Below are 18,496 nucleotides of genomic sequence, written 5' to 3'. Positions count from 1 at the left end.
GCCCCCCGCTCGCCCGCGCCGCGCGCGCCCCCCGGGCGGCGGCGCCTGCGGGCGGCGTCGGCGCGGGCGCGCGGGGCGTGGCAGGGGTTGCGGCTCAGGAGAGGCGTTCGTGCAGACAGCGCAGGAACACCCGCGCGCCGGTGGGGATCAGCGCGTCGGGGAAGTCATAGTCCGGGTTGTGCAGGGCGGGCGCGTCCTCTCCGGCGCCGAGCAGGAACATCGCCGCCGGGGCGACGGCGCCGAAGCGCCCGAAATCCTCGGAGGCGCGCATCGGCAGCCCGGCGGGCGAGACCGGCACGTTCTCGGCCGCCAGCGCGCGGGACAGGATGTCCACCGCCTCCGGCGCGTTCTCGCAGTGCAGGAACACGTCGTGCCAGGTGATGGAGAGGGCCAGGCCCGCATCCTCCGCCGCCTGCCGCGCCAGCGCCTCGGCGGCCTTGACCAGGGCGTCCATCGCCGCGTCCCGCTGGGTGCGCAGGGTGGCCCAGATCTCCGCCGCGCCGGGGGCGACGCCGAAGGCGGGCTCGCCCATCCGCGCATGGGTGACGGTGACCAGCGAGAAGCCCGGATCCGCCGGATCCCCCCCGGCCCCCAGCGCCGTCAGCCCCGGGATCAGCCGCGCCAGCGCCGGGCCGGGCGACACCCCCGTCTCGGGCTGCGAGGCATGGGCGGTGCGACCGGACAGCCGGAGGCGCATCCCGCGCGAGGCGCAGGCCATCGGCCCCGGCGCCAGCGCGACGGCGCCGAGCGGCAGGCCGGGGAAGTTGTGCAGCGACAGCGCGAGGTCGGGGCGGATCTCCTCGAAGCGGGGATCCTCGATCACCGCTTTCGCGCCCGCGCCCGTCTCCTCGGCCGGCTGGAACAGCAGGATCGCGCGGCCCCGGGCCGGGCGGGCGCGCCCCAGCGCGGCGGCGACGGCCCCGAGGATCGCCATGTGCCCGTCATGCCCGCACAGGTGCCCCTTGCCGCGGGTCTCCGAGCGCCAGTCGGGCGTCCCCACCTCCTCGATCGGCAGGGCGTCGAGCTCGGCCCGCAGCAGCACCGTGGGGCCGGGGGCGGCGCCCTCGTAGATGGCGGCGAGGCCGTGGCCGCCCAGCCCCTCGATCACCCGGTCGGGGCGGGTGGGGGCGAGCATGGCCGAGACGGCGGCGGCGGTCAGCGCCTCCTCGCCCGACAGTTCGGGACGGCGGTGCAGGTCGCGGCGGAAGGCCTGCATCGCCGCGATGTCCTGCGCGGTGGGGAAGGCGGTGGTCATGCGAATGGCTCCTGTCCTGTCGCGCGGGGTGGCATGCCCAAGGCTTAGGCCCGGACGCGGGCGGCGCCAAGGTCGGGGCGGGGGCGGGGGCAGGGCGAGGCGGGGGCCGAACGCGGAGATGGGGGGACGGGGAGGCGGGGAGACGGGGGGCGGCGATGCCGTCATGCGCCGGAAGCCGCCGAAGGGGGCGATCACGCCCGTCGATGCGATCGCCGCGCCCGCCTGCGCCGCCTCGGGCGGGCCCGCGCCCTGGCCATCCTCCGTGGCCTTCGGTCCGCGCCGGCCTGCGCCGCGCCCCGGCGCCTGCCTCGCGCCGCGGTCCGCCCCCGCGCCGCGCCTGCGCGTCGCCCGCCCCCCTGCGCCCGGCCCGCCGGCGCGGCGCCGGGGCGCCGAGCGGGGGGCGCGTCCCCCCGAGGCGGCCCGTTCCCCCCGCGCGCGCCGCGTCAGGCCGCGGGCAGCCAGAGCGTGAACACCGAGCCCTCGCCCGGCGCGCTCTCCACCCCGATCTCGCCGCCGCCGCGCTCCACCAGCTTGCGGCTGATCGAGAGGCCGAGGCCCGTCCCCTCGCCATGCCGCGTGGTGAAGAACGGGTCGAACACCCGCCCGGCCACCGCCGCCTCCATGCCGCGGCCGGTATCGGCGACCTCGAAGGCCACGCCCGGCGCGCCGCCGCGCGCCTCGTCCCGCACGGCGACCCGCAGCGCGCCGCCGCCCGGCATCGCCTGGATCGCGTTGACCATCAGGTTCACCAGCACCTGCTGAAGCTCGGCCCGGTTCATCCCGACCTGCGCCGTCTGCGGCAGCTCCCGCGTCACCTCGACCCCGGCGCCGCCGAGCATGTGCCCGACCAGGGTCAGCGCCTCCTCCATCGCCGCGGCGGGGGCGTGGCCCTCGGGCGCCTCGGCATATTCCTCGGGGCGCGAGAACTGGAGCAGCTTGCTCACCAGCTCGTGCACCCGCTGGATCTGCTGCTGCACCAGCTGGAACTCGGTCTTCAGGTCGGCGGCCTGGTCGGGCGAGAGGCTGTCGAGGATCACGTCCAGGTTCCCCTGCATCACCGCCAGCGGGTTGTTGATCTCGTGCGCCACGCCCGCCGTGATCTCGCCGATGGCGGCGAGCTTTTCCGACACGATCAGCTGCCGCGTCGCCGCCTCCAGCCGCCGGTTCGCCTCGCGCAGCTCCGCCGTGCGGGCGTCCACCCGGGCCTCCAGCGTCTCGTTGAGGCCCCGCAGCCGGGTCTCGCGCTCCTCGATCACGTCGAGAAGGTGGTCGAGATGCGCCGCGACCAGCGCGATCTCGTCCCCCAGCCCGCCCGAGGCGCCGGCGCGCGCGCGCCGGTCCCCCGCCTCGACCCGGGCGATGGCGCGGGACATCCGCTCCAGCGGCTTGAAGATGCCGCGCGCCCACAGGAGCAGCACCGGAACGCCGAGCACGATGGCCGCCGCGAACACCCCCGCCGCGGTCAGCAGGGTGCGGGTCTTGGCGGCCTCGTAGGGCGCGTCGAGAAAGCCGACATAGAGCATCCCGATGGTCTCGCCCGCCCCGTCGCGCAAGGGCTCGTAGGCCGAGATGTACCAGTCGTCGACCACGAAGGCGCGGTCGAGCCAGGTGCGTCCCTCCTCCAGCACCCGGCGGCGCACGGCGGCCGAGACGCGGGTGCCGAGGGCGCGCTCGGTCTCGAACAGGCGCACATTGGTCGACACCCGCACGTCGTCGAGGAACAGCGTGGCGGTCCCGCGGGAGCCGTCGACCAGCCCGGCCTCGGAATAGACCAGCTCGTTGATCCGGTCGATGAACTGGAGGTTGCGGTTCAGCAGCACCCCGCCGACCAGCGCCCCCCCGTCCGAGGCGGGCGCGGCGGCGAGGACCACGAGGCCGCGATCCTCGACCTCTCGCTCCGTCGGGGCGGCCGCCTCGGTCGGGATCAGCGGCAGCCGGGCGCGGGCGGCGAGGACGGGCGAGATGGCGGAGAGGCGCGCGGCGCCGAACCGCTCGATCCCCGCGGCGGGGCGCCCGGCGAAGGCGGACCAGACCTGCGGCGCGTCGATCAGCGGATCGGCGGCGCCCATGCTCGGGGCGCCGGTCACGTCCCCCGCGGGGTGGATGAAATGCAGGTGGTCGAGGCCGAGCCGCCCGCGCTCGCGCATCAGGAGGGCGGTCATCGCGGCGGGGCGGCCCAGGGCGCGCTCGAACTCGGCCGAGCGGGCGAGGGATTCCAGCCCCGCCGCGGTCCCGTCGATGAGGCCCGAGAGGTGCTGGCGCGCGACGGTGAGGTCGGAGGAGACCTTGGCGGCGGCGAGCTCGTCGAAGCGGCGCAGCCAGCCCGCGCCCGAGGCGGCGAGCAGGATCGGCAGGACGACCAGCAGCGGGATCAGGGCGATCAGCAGCAGCCGGAAGCGGACCGAGCGGGCGAAGGGCACCTGCCCGGGCCAACCGCCGCGGCGGCGGAAGGGGGCGGCCTGGGGGGCGGGGCGCAGGGGCGCGGGGGCGGAGGCGGATGCGTCGGGGGCGGGCGTATCGGCGCGCTGTGCGCCGGGGGCGTGCGGGCGCTCGGGGGGGACGGGCCCCCCGCTCGCGCCCGCAGGCGGCTGCGCCGCCGCGCCGGGGGCGGAGGGCGGCGCGTCATCTGCGCCGCCCGCCCGCGTCGGGGTGCAGGTGCAGGCGTGGTCCGGCGTGCGCGTGGCGGGGGCCTCGCCGTGCGGGGCGTGGGGCGCGCCGTTCGGGGGCGTGGGGCGGCCGTCCTCAGCCATCGCCGCCCCCATGGGGTGCGGCGGGCCCGCCTGCCGTCGCCTTGCCGCGCAGTCTCGTCATTCGGCCCCCGGGTCTTTCCTGTCCGGCCCGTCAGACATCCCACATCGCGCATTTGCGGTCGATGGTCTTGCGGCTGACCCCGAGCCGTCGCGCGGCCTCGGCCCGGTTGCCGCCCGCGGCCTCGAGCACCGCGAGGATGTGCCGCCGCTCCACCGCCTGCAGGCTGTCCGTCGGCTCCGCCGCCGGACCCGCCTTCGGCTCGCCGCCGAAATCGGGCGGAAACTCGCGCAGGATCAGCGCGCGCTCGATCAGGTTGCGCAGCTCGCGCACATTGCCGGGCCAGTCATAGCGGGCGAAGCGCAAGAGGATCGGCTCGGTCAGCGTCAGGGGCTTGGCCCCGAGCTCCCGCGACAGGCGGCCCATGAACATCTGCGCCAAGGGCTCGATGTCGCCGATGCGCTCGCGCAGGGGCGGCATGTGGATCGACACCACGTTGATGCGGTGGAACAGGTCGGCGCGGAAGCGTTTCTCGGCCACCGCGGCCTCCAGGTCGGCGTTGGAGGCGAAGACGAAGCGCAGGCTCAGCGGCGTCTCGCGCTCGGACCCGACGGGGCGGATGCGGTTCTCCTCGATCACCCGCAGCAGCGCGCCCTGCACCTGGAAGGGCAGGTCCGCGATCTCGTCGAGGAACAGCGTGCCCCCGGCGGCATGGGCCATCAGCCCCTCGCGCCCCGAGACGGCGCCGAACAGCTCCGCCGCCGCCGTCTCGGCCGACAGCGCGGCGCAGTTGACGGCGACGAAGGGCAGCCCCGCGCGGTCCGAGGCGGCGTGCATGGCGCGGGCGGCGACCTCCTTGCCCGCGCCGGTCTCGCCGCGGATCAGCACCGGGGTGGGGAGGGGGGCGAGCTTGTCGAGCATCCGCCGCACCTCCTCTATCTTCGGCGAGGCGCCGAGGAGCCGGCCGCGCGCATCCCCGCCGCCCGCCGCCAGTTCGTGCCGCAGCAGGAAGTTCTCGCGCCGGAGCGTCGCGCGGTCCATCGACCGGGCCACGGCGTTGAGGATCTGGTTGGAGCGGAAGGGCTTCAGGACGAAATCGGTGGCCCCCGCCCGCAGCGCCTCGATGGCCGTGTCCAGCTCCGCATAGGCCGTCATCAGGATCGCGTCGGAGAAGAGGCCGACCCGACGCTGCTCGGCCAGCCAGTCGAGGCCGCGCTGTTCGGGCATCACGTTGTCGAGCAGGATCACGTCGAAATGCTCGGCGTCTAGGCGGCGGGTGGCCTCGGCGGCGCTGGACGCCATCTCAACCCGTCGGCAGCGCGGCCCGAGGATGCGGGCGAGGAAGTTCCGCATCCCCGGCTCGTCATCCACGATCAGCACCGCGGCCTGGGCCAGCGCCTCGAACGGGGCGTCGGGGGTCTCGGGCGAGGGGGCGGCGGTCATGGGCGCTCCGTGGCTTGGGATGCGGGCGTCAGACGCCCGCGCGGGGGTCGTCTGCGACGAAGAGGCGGTTCCAGGTGGGCGAGACCAGGATCTCGTTCAGGCAGACCCGCGGATGCGCCTCGGCGATGAAACGCACGATGTCGCCGAGATCCTCGGGCTGGAGCATCTTCGCCTGTTCTTCCGGCGAGGGCGCCACGGGGCGGTTGTCGAGGATCGGCGTCTTCGCCTCGCCCGGCATCAGCGCGGTGCAGCGGATGCCGTGCTTCGCGTTCTCCATGTTGATCGAGTGCGACAGCGCCACCACCCCGTGCTTCGAGGCGTTGTAGGCGGCCCCGGTGAGGCGCGAGGCATGGCGCCCGGCCCAGGAGGAGGTGAGGATCAGCGTCCCCGCGCCCCGTTTCCGCATCCCCGGCAGCACGGCGAGCACGCCGTACATCACGCCGTTGAGGTTCACGTCCACGACCTTCGCGAAATCCTGCGGCGTCAGGCTGTCCTGCGCGCGGTTCGGGACGTTGGTCCCGGCATTGGCCATGAACAGGTCGATCGCGCCGCGCGCGGCCTCGATCTTCGCGGCCAGCGCCTCGGTCGCCCCGGCGTCGGTCGCATCCAGCGGCGCGGCCTCGGCCGAGCCCCCGGCGGCGGCGATGTCGGCGACCACGCGCTCCAGCTGCTCGGCCCGGCGGCCCGAGACGATCACGTGCGCCCCCGCCTCGGCCAGCGCCTTGGCGGCGGCTTCCCCGATGCCGGTGCCGCCGCCGGTGATCCAGGCGGTCTTTCCGTCCAGCTTGCCCATCTCTTTCCCTCCCTGTCCGAAATGGCCCGTCCGAAATGGCGCGGCGCCCCCTTGGGGGCGCCGCATGTCTCATCGCGTCGCGCTCAGTGCGCCGCGCGCCGGTCGTCCGCGGCGTCGCCGACCCGAACATCCATCCCGTAGGTGGTCCGCTCGGCCGCCGAGAACCCGGCGTAGTCCAGCCCGTAATCGGCCCCCACGGTGATGACCGCGGCGGCCAGGAAGGCGAGGAACATGGCTTTCATCTCTCTCTCCTCCTCATTCGGCCGGATGCTTCGCCGGATCGCCCGGGGCTTCGCCGCGGGCCTTCAGCTTGTCGTACCAGATATGGTGATGCTCTTTCGCCCACTGGGCGTCAACCTGGCCCGAGCCCATGGCGTCGAAGGCGCCCTCCATGCCGACCGAGCCGATATAGATGTGCGCCAGCACGATGCACATGAAGCCGATGGCGACGACCAGGTGCCAGATCTGGGCGTACTGCATCTCCTCCTGCGGGGTCAGGACCTCGGGATAGGTCGCCATGCCCAGCAGCTCGGGGACCCCGAGCGCGTTGAGATGCTCGAAGGTCCAGGCGAAGAGCGGCATCTCGAACGGGAACAGCAGCGACAGGCCCGAGACCGAGACCGAGACGCCGAGGCCGATCACCGACCAGAACACGATCTTCTGGCCCGCGTTGAACTTGTCCGCCGGGGGATGGACGTTCTTGGAGAAGAGGCCCCCCGCCACGCGGATCCAGCGCAGGTCGTTGAGGTTGGGGATGTTGTGCGCCACCCAGGCCACGAACACCCACACCAGCGCCAGCATGAAGGCCCAGGCGAGGTTGTTGTGCACCCACTTGGAGGCGGCGGCGATGGGGGCGTAGGCCTCCTTGCCGATCACGTGCATCAGGTAGAGCCGCCCGAACAGCGTCCAGAGGCCGGTGAAGGCCAGCACGACGAAGGAGCCCGCCAGCAGCCAGTGGCCGAACCGCTCCCACCCCGCGAAGCGCGGGACGGTGAAGCCGGCCTTCTCTCCGTCGATGCGGATGCGGCCGCGCAGAAGGAAGAACACCGCCAGAAGGCCGAGCGTGCCGAGCAGCGCGTAGCCGCCCCAGGTGGCCACCGGGCCGCGGCGCCAGTCCAGCCAGGTCATGCCGCCGTCCTGCATGATCACGTCCGCGGCGGGCCCGTGGTTCGAGGCCTGCATCCGGGCGCTGTCATAGCGCAGGGCGCGCCAGATCTCGGCATCCGAGGCGCCGCCCAGCGTGCCGAGCGCGGCCGCGCCGGGATCCGCCGCGGGGTCGCCCACGGCGTTGCGGCGGAACCCCTCGTCCGGCGGGGTCCCGGCCTGGCGGGCGAGGATGTCGTCCAGGGTCTGCGCGCCGCCCGTGGCCGCGCGCTCGCCGCCCGAGGGATGGGGCGCGGGGGGCGCGTCCACGTCGCCGGCGGGCGTGAAGCCGCCGCCGATCCGGGCGGGGCCGGCGGCGTCCGGCAGCCCGTCGGCGGGCGCGGGCGCATGGGCGCGCGCGGCGTCGGCCTCGCCCGCGCCGGGCGGGCGCACGTCGGCCGCGCGCGCATCCGCGGCGGCGGCGAGGGAGAGCAGGGCGGCGAAGGCGGCGCCTGCGAGAATGCGAAGGGTCATTGGTCCGTGTCCCGTCGGTGGGGCGAGGGGCGGTCCCGCGACAGGGGACGCCCCGCCAGGCGCGGCGCCTGCATACGCGCGCCGCGATCCATCATGGCGAATGCGAAGGGCCCGGGCGGCCCGGTCCGGCCCGGCCCGCGAAGCGCGGTCCGGGCGGACGGGCAGGGCGGGCGGGGGCGCGCGGCCCCCGCCCGTCATGCGGTCATCCGGGCGTCGGCGGCGCCCCGGGGTCGGGGCGCCGCGCGGGCGCTCAGTTGGCCTTCTGCTCGTAGGCGGTGCCCCAGCCCCAGGCGCCGGAGCCGAAGCCGCGGGCGACCACGCGCTCACGGTAGATCGCCGAGACCACGTCGCCGTCGCCGGCGAGCAGGGCCTTGGTCGAGCACATCTCGGCGCAGATCGGCAGCTTGCCTTCCGCGATCCGGTTGCGCCCGTACTTGGCGAATTCCGCGGTGGACATGTCCTCTTCCGGGCCGCCGGCGCAGAAGGTGCACTTGTCCATCTTGCCGCGGGAGCCGAAGTTGCCCGCCTGCGGGTACTGCGGCGCGCCGAAGGGGCACGCGTAGAAGCAGTAGCCGCAGCCGATGCACAGGTCCTTGGAGTGGAGCACCACCCCGTCCTCGGTCTGGTAGAAGCAGTCGGTCGGGCAGACCGCCATGCACGGCGCGTCCGAGCAGTGCATGCAGGCGACCGAGATCGACCGCTCGCCCGGCGTGCCGTCATTGATGGTGACGACGCGCCGGCGGTTGATGCCCCAGGGCACCTCGTGCTCGTTCTTGCACGCGGTGACGCAGGCGTTGCACTCGATGCAGCGCTCGGCGTCGCAGAGGAATTTAGCTCGTGCCATTCCAGGTTCTCCTTACGCCGGCATGATCTTGCAGAGGGTGGCTTTCGTCTCCTGCATCTGGGTGACGCTGTCGTAGCCATAGGTCTGCGCGGTGTTGGTGGACTCGCCCAGCACGTAGGGGTCGGCGCCCTCGGGGTACTTGTCCCGCTGGCTCTCGCCCTGGAAGCGCCCGCCGAAGTGGAACGGCATGAAGGCGACGCCCACGCCGACGCGCTCGGTCACCATGGCCTTCACCATGACCTTGCCGCCCTCGGGGCCTTCCACCCACACGTCATGCCCGTCCCGCACGCCCAGGTCGTTGGCGTCGCGCGGGTTGATCTCGACGAACATCTCCTGCTGGAGCTCGGCGAGCCACGGGTTGGACCGGGTCTCGTCGCCGCCGCCCTCGTATTCCACCAGTCGCCCGGAGGTGAGGATGATCGGGTAGTCCTTCGAGAAGTCCTGCTTCTGGATCGAGGCGTACATGGTCGGCAGGCGGTAGAACTTCCGGTCCTCGTAGGTCGGGTAGTCCGCCACCAGGTCGCGCCGGTTAGTGTAGAGCGGCTCGCGGTGCACCGGGACCGGATCGGGGAAGGTCCACACGACCGCGCGGGCCTTGGCGTTCCCGAAGGGCGCGCAGCCATGCTTGATCGCGACCCGCTGGATGCCGCCCGACAGGTCGGTCTTCCAGTTGGTCTTGGGACCGGCCACGGCGTCGATCGCCGCGCGTTCCTCGGCCGTCAGGTCGCCGTCCCAGCCGAGGTCCATCAGCATCTGCATGGTGAACTCGGGGTAGCCGTCCTGGATCTCGGAGCCGACCGAGTAGACGCCTTCCGCCAGCAGGTTGTCGCCGTCCCGCTCCACGCCGAAGCGGGCGCGGAAGGTCAGGCCGCCCTCGGCGACGGGCTTGGACATGTCGTAGAGGTTCGGCGTGCCCGGGTGGCGCATCTCGGGGGTGCCCCAGCAGGGCCACGGCATGCCGTAGTAATCCCCGTCGGCGGGACCGCCCACGGCCTTCAGCGAGGTCTTGTCGAAGGTGTGCTGGTTGGCCATGTGCAGCTTGATGCGCTCGGGGCTCTGGCCGGTGTAGCCCACCGTCCACATGCCGCCGTTGAACTCGCGCGTCACGCTCTCGATGTTCGGCTCGTCCTCGCCGTCCATCTCGATGTTGCGGAAGAAGCGGTCGGCCCAGCCGAACTTCTTCGCGAACTTCGCGATGATGACGTGGTCGGGCAGGGATTCGAACAGCGGGTCCACGACCTTGTCGCGCCACTGGATCGAGCGGTTGGAGGCGGTCACCGAGCCGCGGGTCTCGAACTGGGTCGAGGCGGGCAGCAGGTACACGCCGTCGGTGCGGTCATGCAGCACGGCCGAGACGGTCGGGTAGGGGTCGACCACCACGAGCATGTCGAGCTGCTCCATGGCCGTCTTCATCTCGGTCATGCGGGTCTGCGAGTTGGGCGCGTGGCCCCACAGAACCATGGCCCGGACCTTGTTCGGGTTGTCCATGTTCGCCGGGTCCTCGAGGACGCCGTCGATCCAGCGCGAGACCGGGATGCCGGTGAGGTTCATCAGGTTCTTGGACTTGCCGTCGGCGCCGGTCGTGGTCGCGAACTGGCCCTTGAGCCAATCGAGGTCCTCGCCCCACACCCGGGCCCAGTGCGCCCAGGCGCCGCCCGAGAGGCCGTAATAGCCGGGCAGGGTGTGCGACAGGACCCCGAGGTCGGTCGCGCCCTGCACGTTGTCATGGCCGCGGAAGATGTTGGTGCCGCCGCCGGCGGCGCCCATGTTCCCCAGGGCCAGCTGCAGGATGCAGTAGGCGCGGGTGTTGTTGTTGCCGTTGGTGTGCTGGGTGCCGCCCATGCACCAGATCACGGTGCCGGGACGGTTGTTGGCCAGCGTGCGGGCCACGCGGCGAAGCTGCTCGCCCGGGGTCCCGGTGACGCGCTCGACTTCCTCGGGGTTCCACTTCTTCACTTCGTCGCGGATCTGGTCCATCCCCCAGACGCGGGTGCGGATGAACTCCTTGTCCTCCCACCCGTTCTCGAAGATGTGCCACAGGATGCCCCAGACGAGGGCGACGTCGGTGCCGGGGCGGAAGCGCACGTACTCGTCCGCGTGGGCCGCGGTGCGGGTGAAGCGCGGATCGCAGACGATCAGCGGCGCGTTGTTCTGCTCCTTGGCCTTCAGCACGTGCTGAAGCGAGACGGGGTGCGCCTCGGCCGGGTTGCCGCCGATGATGAAGATCGCCTTCGACAGGTGAATGTCGTTGTACGAGTTCGTCATGGCGCCGTAGCCCCAGGTGTTCGCAACGCCCGCCACGGTGGTGGAGTGGCAGATGCGCGCCTGGTGGTCGACGTTGTTCGTGCCCCAGTAGGCGGCGAACTTGCGGAACAGGTAGGCCTGTTCGTTGTTATGCTTGGCCGAGCCGAGCCAGTAGACCGAATCCGGCCCGCTTTCGTCGCGGATCTTCATCATGCCGTCGCCGATCTCGTCGATCGCCTGCTGCCAGCTGATGCGCTTCCACTCGCCGTTCTCTTTCTTCATCGGGTAGCGCAGGCGCCGCTCGCCATGGGCGTGCTCGCGCACCGCCGCGCCCTTGGCGCAGTGGGCCCCGAGGTTGAACGGGCTGTCCCAGCCGGGCTCCTGGCCCGTCCAGACGCCGTCCTGCACTTCGGCGATCACCGTGCAGCCGACCGAGCAGTGGGTGCAGACGGATTTCACGATCTCGGCGGCCTTGGCGGCGCGGGACTGCGCCTCGGCCTTCTTCACGGCGCCGCCCATGGCGCCGACGGCGGCGAGCCCGCCGATCGCGAGGCCCGAGCCCCGCAGGAATCCGCGCCGGTCGACCGAAGCTTCGGCCACTGGCGACAGGATCGACGACCGGTGGGGGCGTCGCGCAACCCCGTTGGTTTTCTTCCTGAGCATGTCTCTCTCCCAACAGCGGTCCGGCCGGGGCCGTTCCGCGTGTGGCATGATGCGGTCCTTGCGGCGTCAGGGCGTCACGCAACCGTCTGCCTGGACCACGTTGTCATCCCCGCCCGAGGGGCCCCCGGGCGCGGCCTGTCGTCAGAACCGCGCGCTGTCGTAGTAGGCGCGCGTGTGCGGGGTGTCCTGCAGCCCGCTGGACGCCTTCGGGGCGGCCTCGGCCGTCTCCGTCGTCGCCACGCCGGTCGCCGCGGCGACCGCGACGGCGGGCGCGGCGGCCGAGAGCTTCAGGAAGCCCCGGCGGCTCTCGTCGGCCGTCTCGTTGGATTTCGCCATCTCGCGATCTCCTCTCGGTGCGCGGCGGAGGCCCCCGCCGCTGGGGTCCGGCCCGGGGGCCGGCAGGGCGGGGTCAGCCGCCCATGCGGAACGCCTCGACCTCCACGGCCATGAAGGCCCGGCCCATCGCGCCGACGGGCTTGTAGAGGGCGGCGTTGTCAGCGCCTTCCAGGTCCGCGAAGAAATGCGGGGCCCAGGGGGCGATGTGCTTGTTGAAGAAGGTCTTCTGGGTCTCGAGGGACGCCGGCTCGCCGAAGCGCCCGGCGATCAGCCCGGCCATCATCTCCATCAGCGCGCCGATATTGTCCTCGGGCTCGAAGACATCGGGGCTGCGTTCGATGCCGAGCGCGGACATGTCCTGGCGCAGCAGCGCGAGCGGTTTCTCGTTGAGGAACCCGGTGAGGTAGAAGGACCCGAAGGGCATCAGCTCGCCGCGGCCGAGGCCGATGAAGAGGGCGTTGAACTCCCGCTCCGCCGCCTTGGCGGAGGTCGCGCGCGACAGGCGCGAGAGGGCGTCGACGGCGCGGCCGAGCTCGGTCTCGTCGCCCACCAGCGTCCCGGCCTGTTCCAGCAGCGCGGCCGGGGGCGGGGCCTGGAGCAGCGCGCCGAGGAAATCGTAGAGGTCGGCGCGCATCCGGTCTTCGGGCGCGATCTCGGGGGTGATCTCGGGGGCGGTGCTCTGGGTCAAGACGGTCTCGGCTGCGGTCATCTGCGTGGCTCTCCGGTCGGCTGGGGCGTCAGGCTTCGTCATAGGCGAAGCGCATGCGCCGCCGGGTCGGGGGGGCGAAATCGGGCGCGTCAGGGGCGCCGTCGGGGGCGGGGCTTTCGCCCTCCTGCGGGACGGCGCGGGCGGGAACGGGAATGGCGGGCAGCGGCGTCGCGGCGCGGGGCGCGCGGTCCGGCAGGCGCACGTCGGGGGCGCGGGGGGCGGGGAGCGCCTCGGCGCTCTCGGGTTCGGCCTTGGCCCCGGCCTCGGCGGCGTCCTGCGGGGCGGGGGCGTCCTGCGGGGCGGGGGCGCCGCCCTCTTCCGCCTCCATCGCCGCGGCGTCCGCCTCGGCGGCGGCGGCTTCCTCGGCCCGCTCCGCCTCGGCCTGCTGCGCGAGGGTTTCGACATGCTTCAACATGCCCTTGCCGACCTGGTAGGCGGTCGGCATCTCGGCCAGCACGGTGGCGGCATCGGTGAAGTCCTCGCCGTAATCGACCAGCATGTCGAGATTGGCCAGCGCCGGGTTCAGCCGCCAGAGCCGCCGCAGCGCGCGCTTGCGGATCCGGTCCGGGACGGCGGCCTTCATGAAGCCCGCCACGTCCTGGCCGGGCGCCAGCGCGTCGGGGTCCGGCAGGCCCAGCTCCTCGAGGATCTCCGCGTCGGTCTTCTCCTTCGCCGCGGTCTCGACGGCGGCCAGCTCCTCCGCCGCGCGGGCTTCTTCCAGCGCGCGCGCCTCGGCCTCGGCCTCGGCGGCCACCGCGGCGCGGCGGCGGGACCAGAAATCGGCGCGGTCGGTCATTGCAGCCTCCGGCGGACCGAGGCGGGGGCGCGGTAGACGTCGGCGGTCTGCGGGATGCGGGCGTCGCCGATCCCGTCCTCCACCAGGTCCACCCGCTGGCGGTCGCGGCGACGCTTCACGAAGACCTCTTCCTCGTGGTGCTCCTCGACGAAATCGCGGACCAGGGCGACGAGGCCCTCGGTCATCGGCACCAGCTCGACCTGCTCGTCGCCGCCGTCCTGGTAGTCCTGCGCCTCGTAGGGCGAGGCGGTGGCCAGCAGGATCTCCGGGCGCTCCCCGGTCTCCTGGCGCAGCACCACGGCGATCGAGGGGATGCGGGCCGACAACCCGTTGAGATAGGCCTCTGCGTCGGCGCGGAACAGCTCCAGCTCCACCGTCGCGGCGTGGTATTCCACCGTCTCGCCCTCGCGGCGCAGCTCGCGCCACTCGGCGGGCCCGGCGCCGGGCAGCACCGCGGTGACCTGCCACGACCATTTCGCCCAGCGCGTCGCGCCGGGGGTGCGCCGCACCACGATTCCGAGCGGCATGCTCCAGGTCGCTTCGGTCATGAAGCCGCAATCCTCCCCTGCATCGCCTGCATCCTTCAGCGCCGCCTCGATGCCCCTTGGACGGCTTCGGGGAGACACATTCGCCGCCCGCGGCGGCGGGGCCAAGCGCTATCGGCCGAATCAGCGGCGATTGCCCCGCGCGGGTGCGGGCGGGTGGACATTTTGTCCGTCGGGCCGTCCCGCGCGCGGGCGGCGGGGTCGAAATGTCCGTCTCGCCGCGGGGCGGCGGGCCCGGGACGGGCTTTTGGCGCGAATCAACCCACGCGCGCCCCGGCGCCCCTTGCAGCCCCCCCGCCGTTCATGACCAATTGGCGGCGCGAAGGGACGGGCGGACACGTCCCGCGCGCCGCATCCGCGGCGGCGAAGACGGAGACGCGCGGCATGGCCAAGACGTTGATTTTGTGCAGTTGCGAAGGAACCCAGGCGCCGGATGCGGACCGCATCGGCGCCGCGACCGGCCTGCCCTGCGGGGCGGCGGCCGACGCGCTCTGCACCCGCCAGTCGGCCCTCGCCGTTCAGGCGATGCAGGCGGGCGAAACCGTCATCGCCTGCGCGCAGGAGGCGAGCCGTTTCGCCGAGCTGGCCGAGGAGATCGGCGTCGAGGCCCCCCTGTGCATCGACATCCGCGACCGCGCGGGCTGGACCGATGAAGGCGCCGACGCGAGCCCCAAGATGGCCGCCCTGCTGGCCGAGGCGCTGCGCCCCGCGCCCCCGGTCAAGACACGCGACGTCGCATCCCACGGCATGTGCCTGGTGATCTCCGGCCGCAACGCCGAGGCCGCGGAGAACGCCGCCGCGGCGCTGGCCGATGCGCTGTCGGTCACGCTCCTCGTCGCCCCCGGCGCCACGCCCACGCTGGACCGCGGTTTCGAGACGGTGGCGGGGCGGCTGACCGCGCTGACCGGCTCGCTCGGCCGGTTCGAGCTGCGCCTCGACGCGCTGGCCGAGGCGGTCCCGGGCGGGCGCGGCGCGCCGCGCTTCGGCCCGGCCAGGGACGGCGCCCGCACCGCCTGCGACATCGTCCTGGACCTGTCGGGCGAGGCGCCCCGCTTCCCGGCGCATGAGAAGCGCGACGGCTACCTGCGCGCCGACCCGAACGACCCCGCCGCCGTGGCCGCCGCGATGCGCGAGGCCGCCGAGCTGGTCGGGACCTTCGAGAAGACCCTCCACATCGCGCTCGACCCGGTGATCTGCGCCCATTCGCGGGCCGGGAAGACCGGCTGCGACCGCTGCCTGACCGCGTGCCCCACCGGCGCCATCACCCCCGACGGCGACAGCGTGGCGGTGGACCCGATGATCTGCGCGGGCTGCGGCGCGTGCTCGGCCCTCTGCCCCTCCGGGGCGATCAGCTACGACGCGCCGCCGGTCTCGGACGTGCTGGCGCGGATGCAGCTGCTGCTCGAGACCTACCGCAAGGCGGGCGGCGCGGGCGCGCGGCTGCTGATCCATGACCGTGGCCACGGGGCCGAGGCGATCTCGCTCGCCGCCCGCTTCCACCGCGGGCTTCCGGCCGACGTGATCCCGCTCGCCGTCGACGCGCTGGCGGGGTTCGGCCATGCCGAGATGCTGGCCGCGCTGGGCCTCGGCTTCGACGACTGCACGCTGCTGCTGTCGCCGAAATCGGACCGCGAGGTGATCGGGCGCGAACTGGCCCTCGCGCAGGCGCTGGGCGGCATGGGCCGCCTGTCGCTGGTGGACGAGGCCGACCCCGAGGCGATGTCCGAGGCGCTCTACGCCGCCGCGCCCGAGCCCTCGACCGTCGCCCCCATCCTCCCCCTCGGCTCCCGCCGCCAGGTGGCGCGGCTGGCGGCGAAGGCGCTGACCCCGGCGCCCGAGGCGCCCCTGCCGCTGCCCGAGGGCGCGCCTTATGGGGCCGTGGCGGTGGACGCGGACGCCTGCACGCTCTGCCTCGCCTGCGCGTCGCTCTGCCCCGCGGGGGCGCTGTCGGACAATCCCGACGCGCCGCAGCTGCGCTTCCAGGAGGACGCCTGCCTGCAATGCGGCCTGTGCGTGAACATCTGCCCCGAGAAGGCCATCGCGCTCGTGCCCCAGATGGACCTCTCGGACGCGGCGCTCTCCCAGAAGGTGCTGCGCGAGGAAGAGCCCTTCGACTGCATCGAGTGCGGCAAGCCCTTCGGCGTGCGCTCGACCATCGAGAAGATCACCGAGAAGCTCGCCGGCAAGCATTCCATGTTCGGCGGCGACGCGGCGAAGCTGATCCAGATGTGCGACGATTGCCGGGTGCAGGCGCAGTACCACTCGACGAACAACCCGTTCCAGGGCGGGGCGCGCCCCAAGGTCCGCACGACCGAGGATTACCTCAAGGAGCGCAAGCTGCATTGACCCGGCGGGCCGGCCTTCCCTCAGCGCGCCTCGACCGGGGCGCCCAGGTCCGCCGCCTCGACCGAGGCGGCGTAGGCCTGGATGTGCTCGGCCTCTTCAAGGGTGATCTCGATGGGGATCATGGGGGGCGGGCGCTGCGGGTCGAAGGGGGGTGTGATGCCCTCCACCTGCATGATCGCGGGATGGGGGTTCAGGGCGTAGAAGGCCATGAAGCGGTCGGCCCAGTCGGGCAGGGCGCGCAGGGCGGCGAAACTGGGCGAGGAGCCGATCCCCGCGGTCAGCATCGTGCCGCCGACCGCGTGGCAGCGCCCGCAATGGGCGGCGGCGAGGGCGCGGCCCTGCACCGGGTCGCCGTCGAACTCCGGCGCCTCCTCGGCGATGGCGGCGAGGTCGGGGGCAGTGAAGGGGGCGCCGTCCTTCGGGGTGAAGCTCTCGATGGTGCCGCGGCCGATATCGCCCAGCAGCCATTCGGCGAACATCTGCGCGGCGGGGTTGTCGGTGCGGGCGGCGAGGCGCCAGAGCGTGCCCTCCCGCGCGATGGCGGGCGTGCCGCGCCCCGTCGCCAGCAGCGTGACATCCGCCGCGCCCTCGGCCATCACCGCCGACCGGCGCGTCTTCAGCCGGAACCGCACCAGCAGGTGCTTCAACAGCCCCGCCTCGGCCAGCGCCGGATCCGCCTTCAGGGCGAACTCGCGCGTCCCGGAATCCTGCGCCGCGGCGGGCGAGCAGGCGAGCAGGGCGCCCAGCCCCGCCGCGATCAGTATCTTCATGGCGTCCTCCCGGCCTTCAGGCTGGGGCGCCCACGCGGGCCGGTCAACGCCCGCCATGCAAGCACAAGGAGAGCGCCGCGATGAGCAGCGACGATTTCAACATGTCCATGCGCAAGTTCCTCAAGCAGGTGGGCGTCACCTCGCAGCAGGCCATCGAGGCCGCGGTGCGCGAGGCCGGCGCGGACGCCGCCGGCAAGACGCTGACCGTCAAGGCGGTCGTGACCATCGAGGAGCTGGGGACCGAGCATGTCGTCACCGGCGAAATCCAGGGCCCGGACGCGGAATGAGCTTTTCGCGCGATGATGCGCTCGCGGCTCTGCGCGGGCTGACGGACCCGGTTTCGGGCAAGGATTTCGTCGATGCCGGGCTGGCGCGGGCGCTGAACGTCTCGGACGGCGCCGTGCGCTTCGTGATGGAGATCGACCCCGCGAAGGCGCCCCAGATGGAGGCGGCGAAGGCCGAGGCCGAGGCGGCGCTGACCGCGGCCGGGGCGGCGAAGGTCTCCATCGTCATGACCGCCCATGCCGCCGCCCCCGCGGCCCCCGCGGCGGGCAAGGGCCCGGCGCCCGAGCTGGTGGCCCGCAAGCCGCAGGCGGACGGGCCGCAGAAGGTGCCGGGGGTGGCGAAGATCATCGCCATCTCCTCGGGCAAGGGCGGGGTGGGCAAGTCCACGCTCTCGGCCAACCTCGCCTGCGCGCTGGCCGCCGAGGGCAAGCGGGTGGGGCTCCTGGACGCCGACGTCTACGGGCCGAGCCAGCCTCGGATGCTCGGCGTCTCGGGCCGCCCGGCCTCGCCTGACGGCAAGACCATCCTGCCGATGCGCAACCACGGCGTCACCATGATGTCCCTCGGGCTGATGACCGCCGAGGACGAGGCCGTTGCCTGGCGCGGCCCGATGCTGATGGGCGCGCTGCAGCAGATGATGACCCAGGTGCAGTGGGGCGCGCTCGACGTGCTGGTGGTCGACCTGCCGCCGGGCACCGGCGACGTGCAGATGACGCTGTGCCAGAAATTCGTGGTCGACGGCGCCGTCGTCGTCTCCACCCCCCAGGACGTGGCGTTGATCGATGCGCGCAAGGGCATCGACATGTTCCGCCGCATGGGCCTGCCGATCCTGGGGCTGGTCGAGAACATGAGCGTGCATGTCTGCTCGAACTGCGGGCACGAGGAGCATATCTTCGGCCATGGGGGCGTGCGCGCCGAGGCCGAGAAGCTGGGCGTCCCGCTCCTCGCGGAGATCCCGCTGCACCTTTCGATCCGCCAGGCGGCGGACGGGGGCGCGCCGGTGGTGGTCTCGGACGCCGCCTCGCCCCAGGCGCAGGCGTTCCGGGCGCTGGCCCGCGGGTTGATCGACAGCGGCGCGGCATGATCCCCGCGCCGGAAGGAG

Annotated in this window: 16 protein-coding genes; 3 read left to right on the top strand and 13 right to left on the bottom strand. The window is 73.2% G+C overall.

What is annotated here, in order from left to right; genetic code table 11:
- Positions 1–94: 94 nt before the first annotated feature.
- The 12 genes from ACQ5SO_RS13675 to ACQ5SO_RS13620 all read right to left on the bottom strand — a co-directional run bounded on the left by ACQ5SO_RS13675 (position 95) and on the right by ACQ5SO_RS13620 (position 13,996).
- A complete protein-coding gene (locus tag ACQ5SO_RS13675) occupies positions 95–1,255 on the bottom strand; it encodes an amidohydrolase (protein ID WP_430942169.1) in 1,161 nt (386 codons plus the stop codon).
- A gap of 443 nt (positions 1,256–1,698) precedes the next feature.
- A complete protein-coding gene (locus ACQ5SO_RS13670) occupies positions 1,699–3,675 on the bottom strand; it encodes a sensor histidine kinase (RefSeq protein ID WP_430942168.1) in 1,977 nt (658 codons plus the stop codon).
- 421 nt (positions 3,676–4,096) lie between these two features.
- Positions 4,097–5,446 carry a sigma-54-dependent transcriptional regulator gene (locus tag ACQ5SO_RS13665; protein ID WP_430942167.1) on the bottom strand — a complete coding sequence of 450 codons (1,350 nt, stop codon included), beginning with the start codon at positions 5,444–5,446 and terminating at the stop codon, positions 4,097–4,099.
- Positions 5,447–5,474: 28 nt separating this feature from the next.
- Positions 5,475–6,239, bottom strand: a complete 765-nt coding sequence (locus tag ACQ5SO_RS13660; RefSeq protein ID WP_430942166.1) for an SDR family oxidoreductase — start codon at positions 6,237–6,239, stop codon at positions 5,475–5,477.
- Positions 6,240–6,322: 83 nt separating this feature from the next.
- Complete coding sequence (locus ACQ5SO_RS13655) at positions 6,323–6,481, bottom strand: hypothetical protein (RefSeq protein ID WP_430942165.1); 159 nt, start codon at positions 6,479–6,481, stop codon at positions 6,323–6,325.
- A 13-nt stretch (positions 6,482–6,494) separates the two neighbouring features.
- Complete coding sequence (locus ACQ5SO_RS13650) at positions 6,495–7,856, bottom strand: formate dehydrogenase subunit gamma (RefSeq protein WP_430942164.1); 1,362 nt, start codon at positions 7,854–7,856, stop codon at positions 6,495–6,497.
- 250 nt (positions 7,857–8,106) lie between these two features.
- Positions 8,107–8,700: a formate dehydrogenase FDH3 subunit beta gene (fdh3B, locus tag ACQ5SO_RS13645; protein WP_430942163.1), complete on the bottom strand. Its 594-nt coding sequence runs from the start codon at positions 8,698–8,700 to the stop codon at positions 8,107–8,109.
- 12 nt (positions 8,701–8,712) lie between these two features.
- On the bottom strand, positions 8,713–11,607 hold the full coding sequence (locus tag ACQ5SO_RS13640) for a formate dehydrogenase subunit alpha (RefSeq protein ID WP_430942162.1): 2,895 nt from the start codon (positions 11,605–11,607) through the stop codon (positions 8,713–8,715).
- Positions 11,608–11,748: 141 nt separating this feature from the next.
- Positions 11,749–11,943: a twin-arginine translocation signal domain-containing protein gene (locus tag ACQ5SO_RS13635; RefSeq protein WP_430942161.1), complete on the bottom strand. Its 195-nt coding sequence runs from the start codon at positions 11,941–11,943 to the stop codon at positions 11,749–11,751.
- 73 nt (positions 11,944–12,016) lie between these two features.
- Positions 12,017–12,652, bottom strand: coding sequence for a TorD/DmsD family molecular chaperone (locus ACQ5SO_RS13630; protein ID WP_430942160.1), 636 nt, complete (start codon positions 12,650–12,652; stop codon positions 12,017–12,019).
- 28 nt (positions 12,653–12,680) lie between these two features.
- Positions 12,681–13,448, bottom strand: coding sequence for a DUF3306 domain-containing protein (locus tag ACQ5SO_RS13625; RefSeq protein ID WP_430942159.1), 768 nt, complete (start codon positions 13,446–13,448; stop codon positions 12,681–12,683).
- Complete coding sequence (locus ACQ5SO_RS13620; protein ID WP_430942158.1) at positions 13,445–13,996, bottom strand: DUF3305 domain-containing protein; 552 nt, start codon at positions 13,994–13,996, stop codon at positions 13,445–13,447. Before ACQ5SO_RS13620 ends, ACQ5SO_RS13625 begins: the two co-directional genes overlap by 4 nt.
- A gap of 381 nt (positions 13,997–14,377) precedes the next feature.
- Here ACQ5SO_RS13620 and ACQ5SO_RS13615 point away from each other — a divergent pair, with 381 nt between their 5' ends.
- Complete coding sequence (locus ACQ5SO_RS13615) at positions 14,378–16,339, top strand: 4Fe-4S binding protein (protein WP_430942157.1); 1,962 nt, start codon at positions 14,378–14,380, stop codon at positions 16,337–16,339.
- Positions 16,340–16,359: 20 nt separating this feature from the next.
- Here ACQ5SO_RS13615 and ACQ5SO_RS13610 read toward each other — a convergent pair whose 3' ends face one another.
- Positions 16,360–17,109 carry a hypothetical protein gene (locus ACQ5SO_RS13610; protein ID WP_430942156.1) on the bottom strand — a complete coding sequence of 250 codons (750 nt, stop codon included), beginning with the start codon at positions 17,107–17,109 and terminating at the stop codon, positions 16,360–16,362.
- 80 nt (positions 17,110–17,189) lie between these two features.
- On the opposite strand from ACQ5SO_RS13610, the gene ACQ5SO_RS13605 reads away from it, so the two are divergent.
- Complete coding sequence (locus ACQ5SO_RS13605; protein ID WP_430942155.1) at positions 17,190–17,396, top strand: DUF6494 family protein; 207 nt, start codon at positions 17,190–17,192, stop codon at positions 17,394–17,396.
- Positions 17,393–18,478, top strand: a complete 1,086-nt coding sequence (locus tag ACQ5SO_RS13600; protein ID WP_430942154.1) for an Mrp/NBP35 family ATP-binding protein — start codon at positions 17,393–17,395, stop codon at positions 18,476–18,478. The genes ACQ5SO_RS13605 and ACQ5SO_RS13600 overlap by 4 nt, the downstream gene beginning before the upstream one ends.
- Positions 18,479–18,496 lie beyond the last annotated feature (18 nt).

The organism is Rhodovulum sp. DZ06, assembly GCF_050586345.1.
Lineage (GTDB): Bacteria > Pseudomonadota > Alphaproteobacteria > Rhodobacterales > Rhodobacteraceae > JBOCEF01.
The sequence above is the reverse complement of the archived record's forward strand: the minus strand, read 5'-3'. Positions and strand labels throughout refer to the sequence as shown.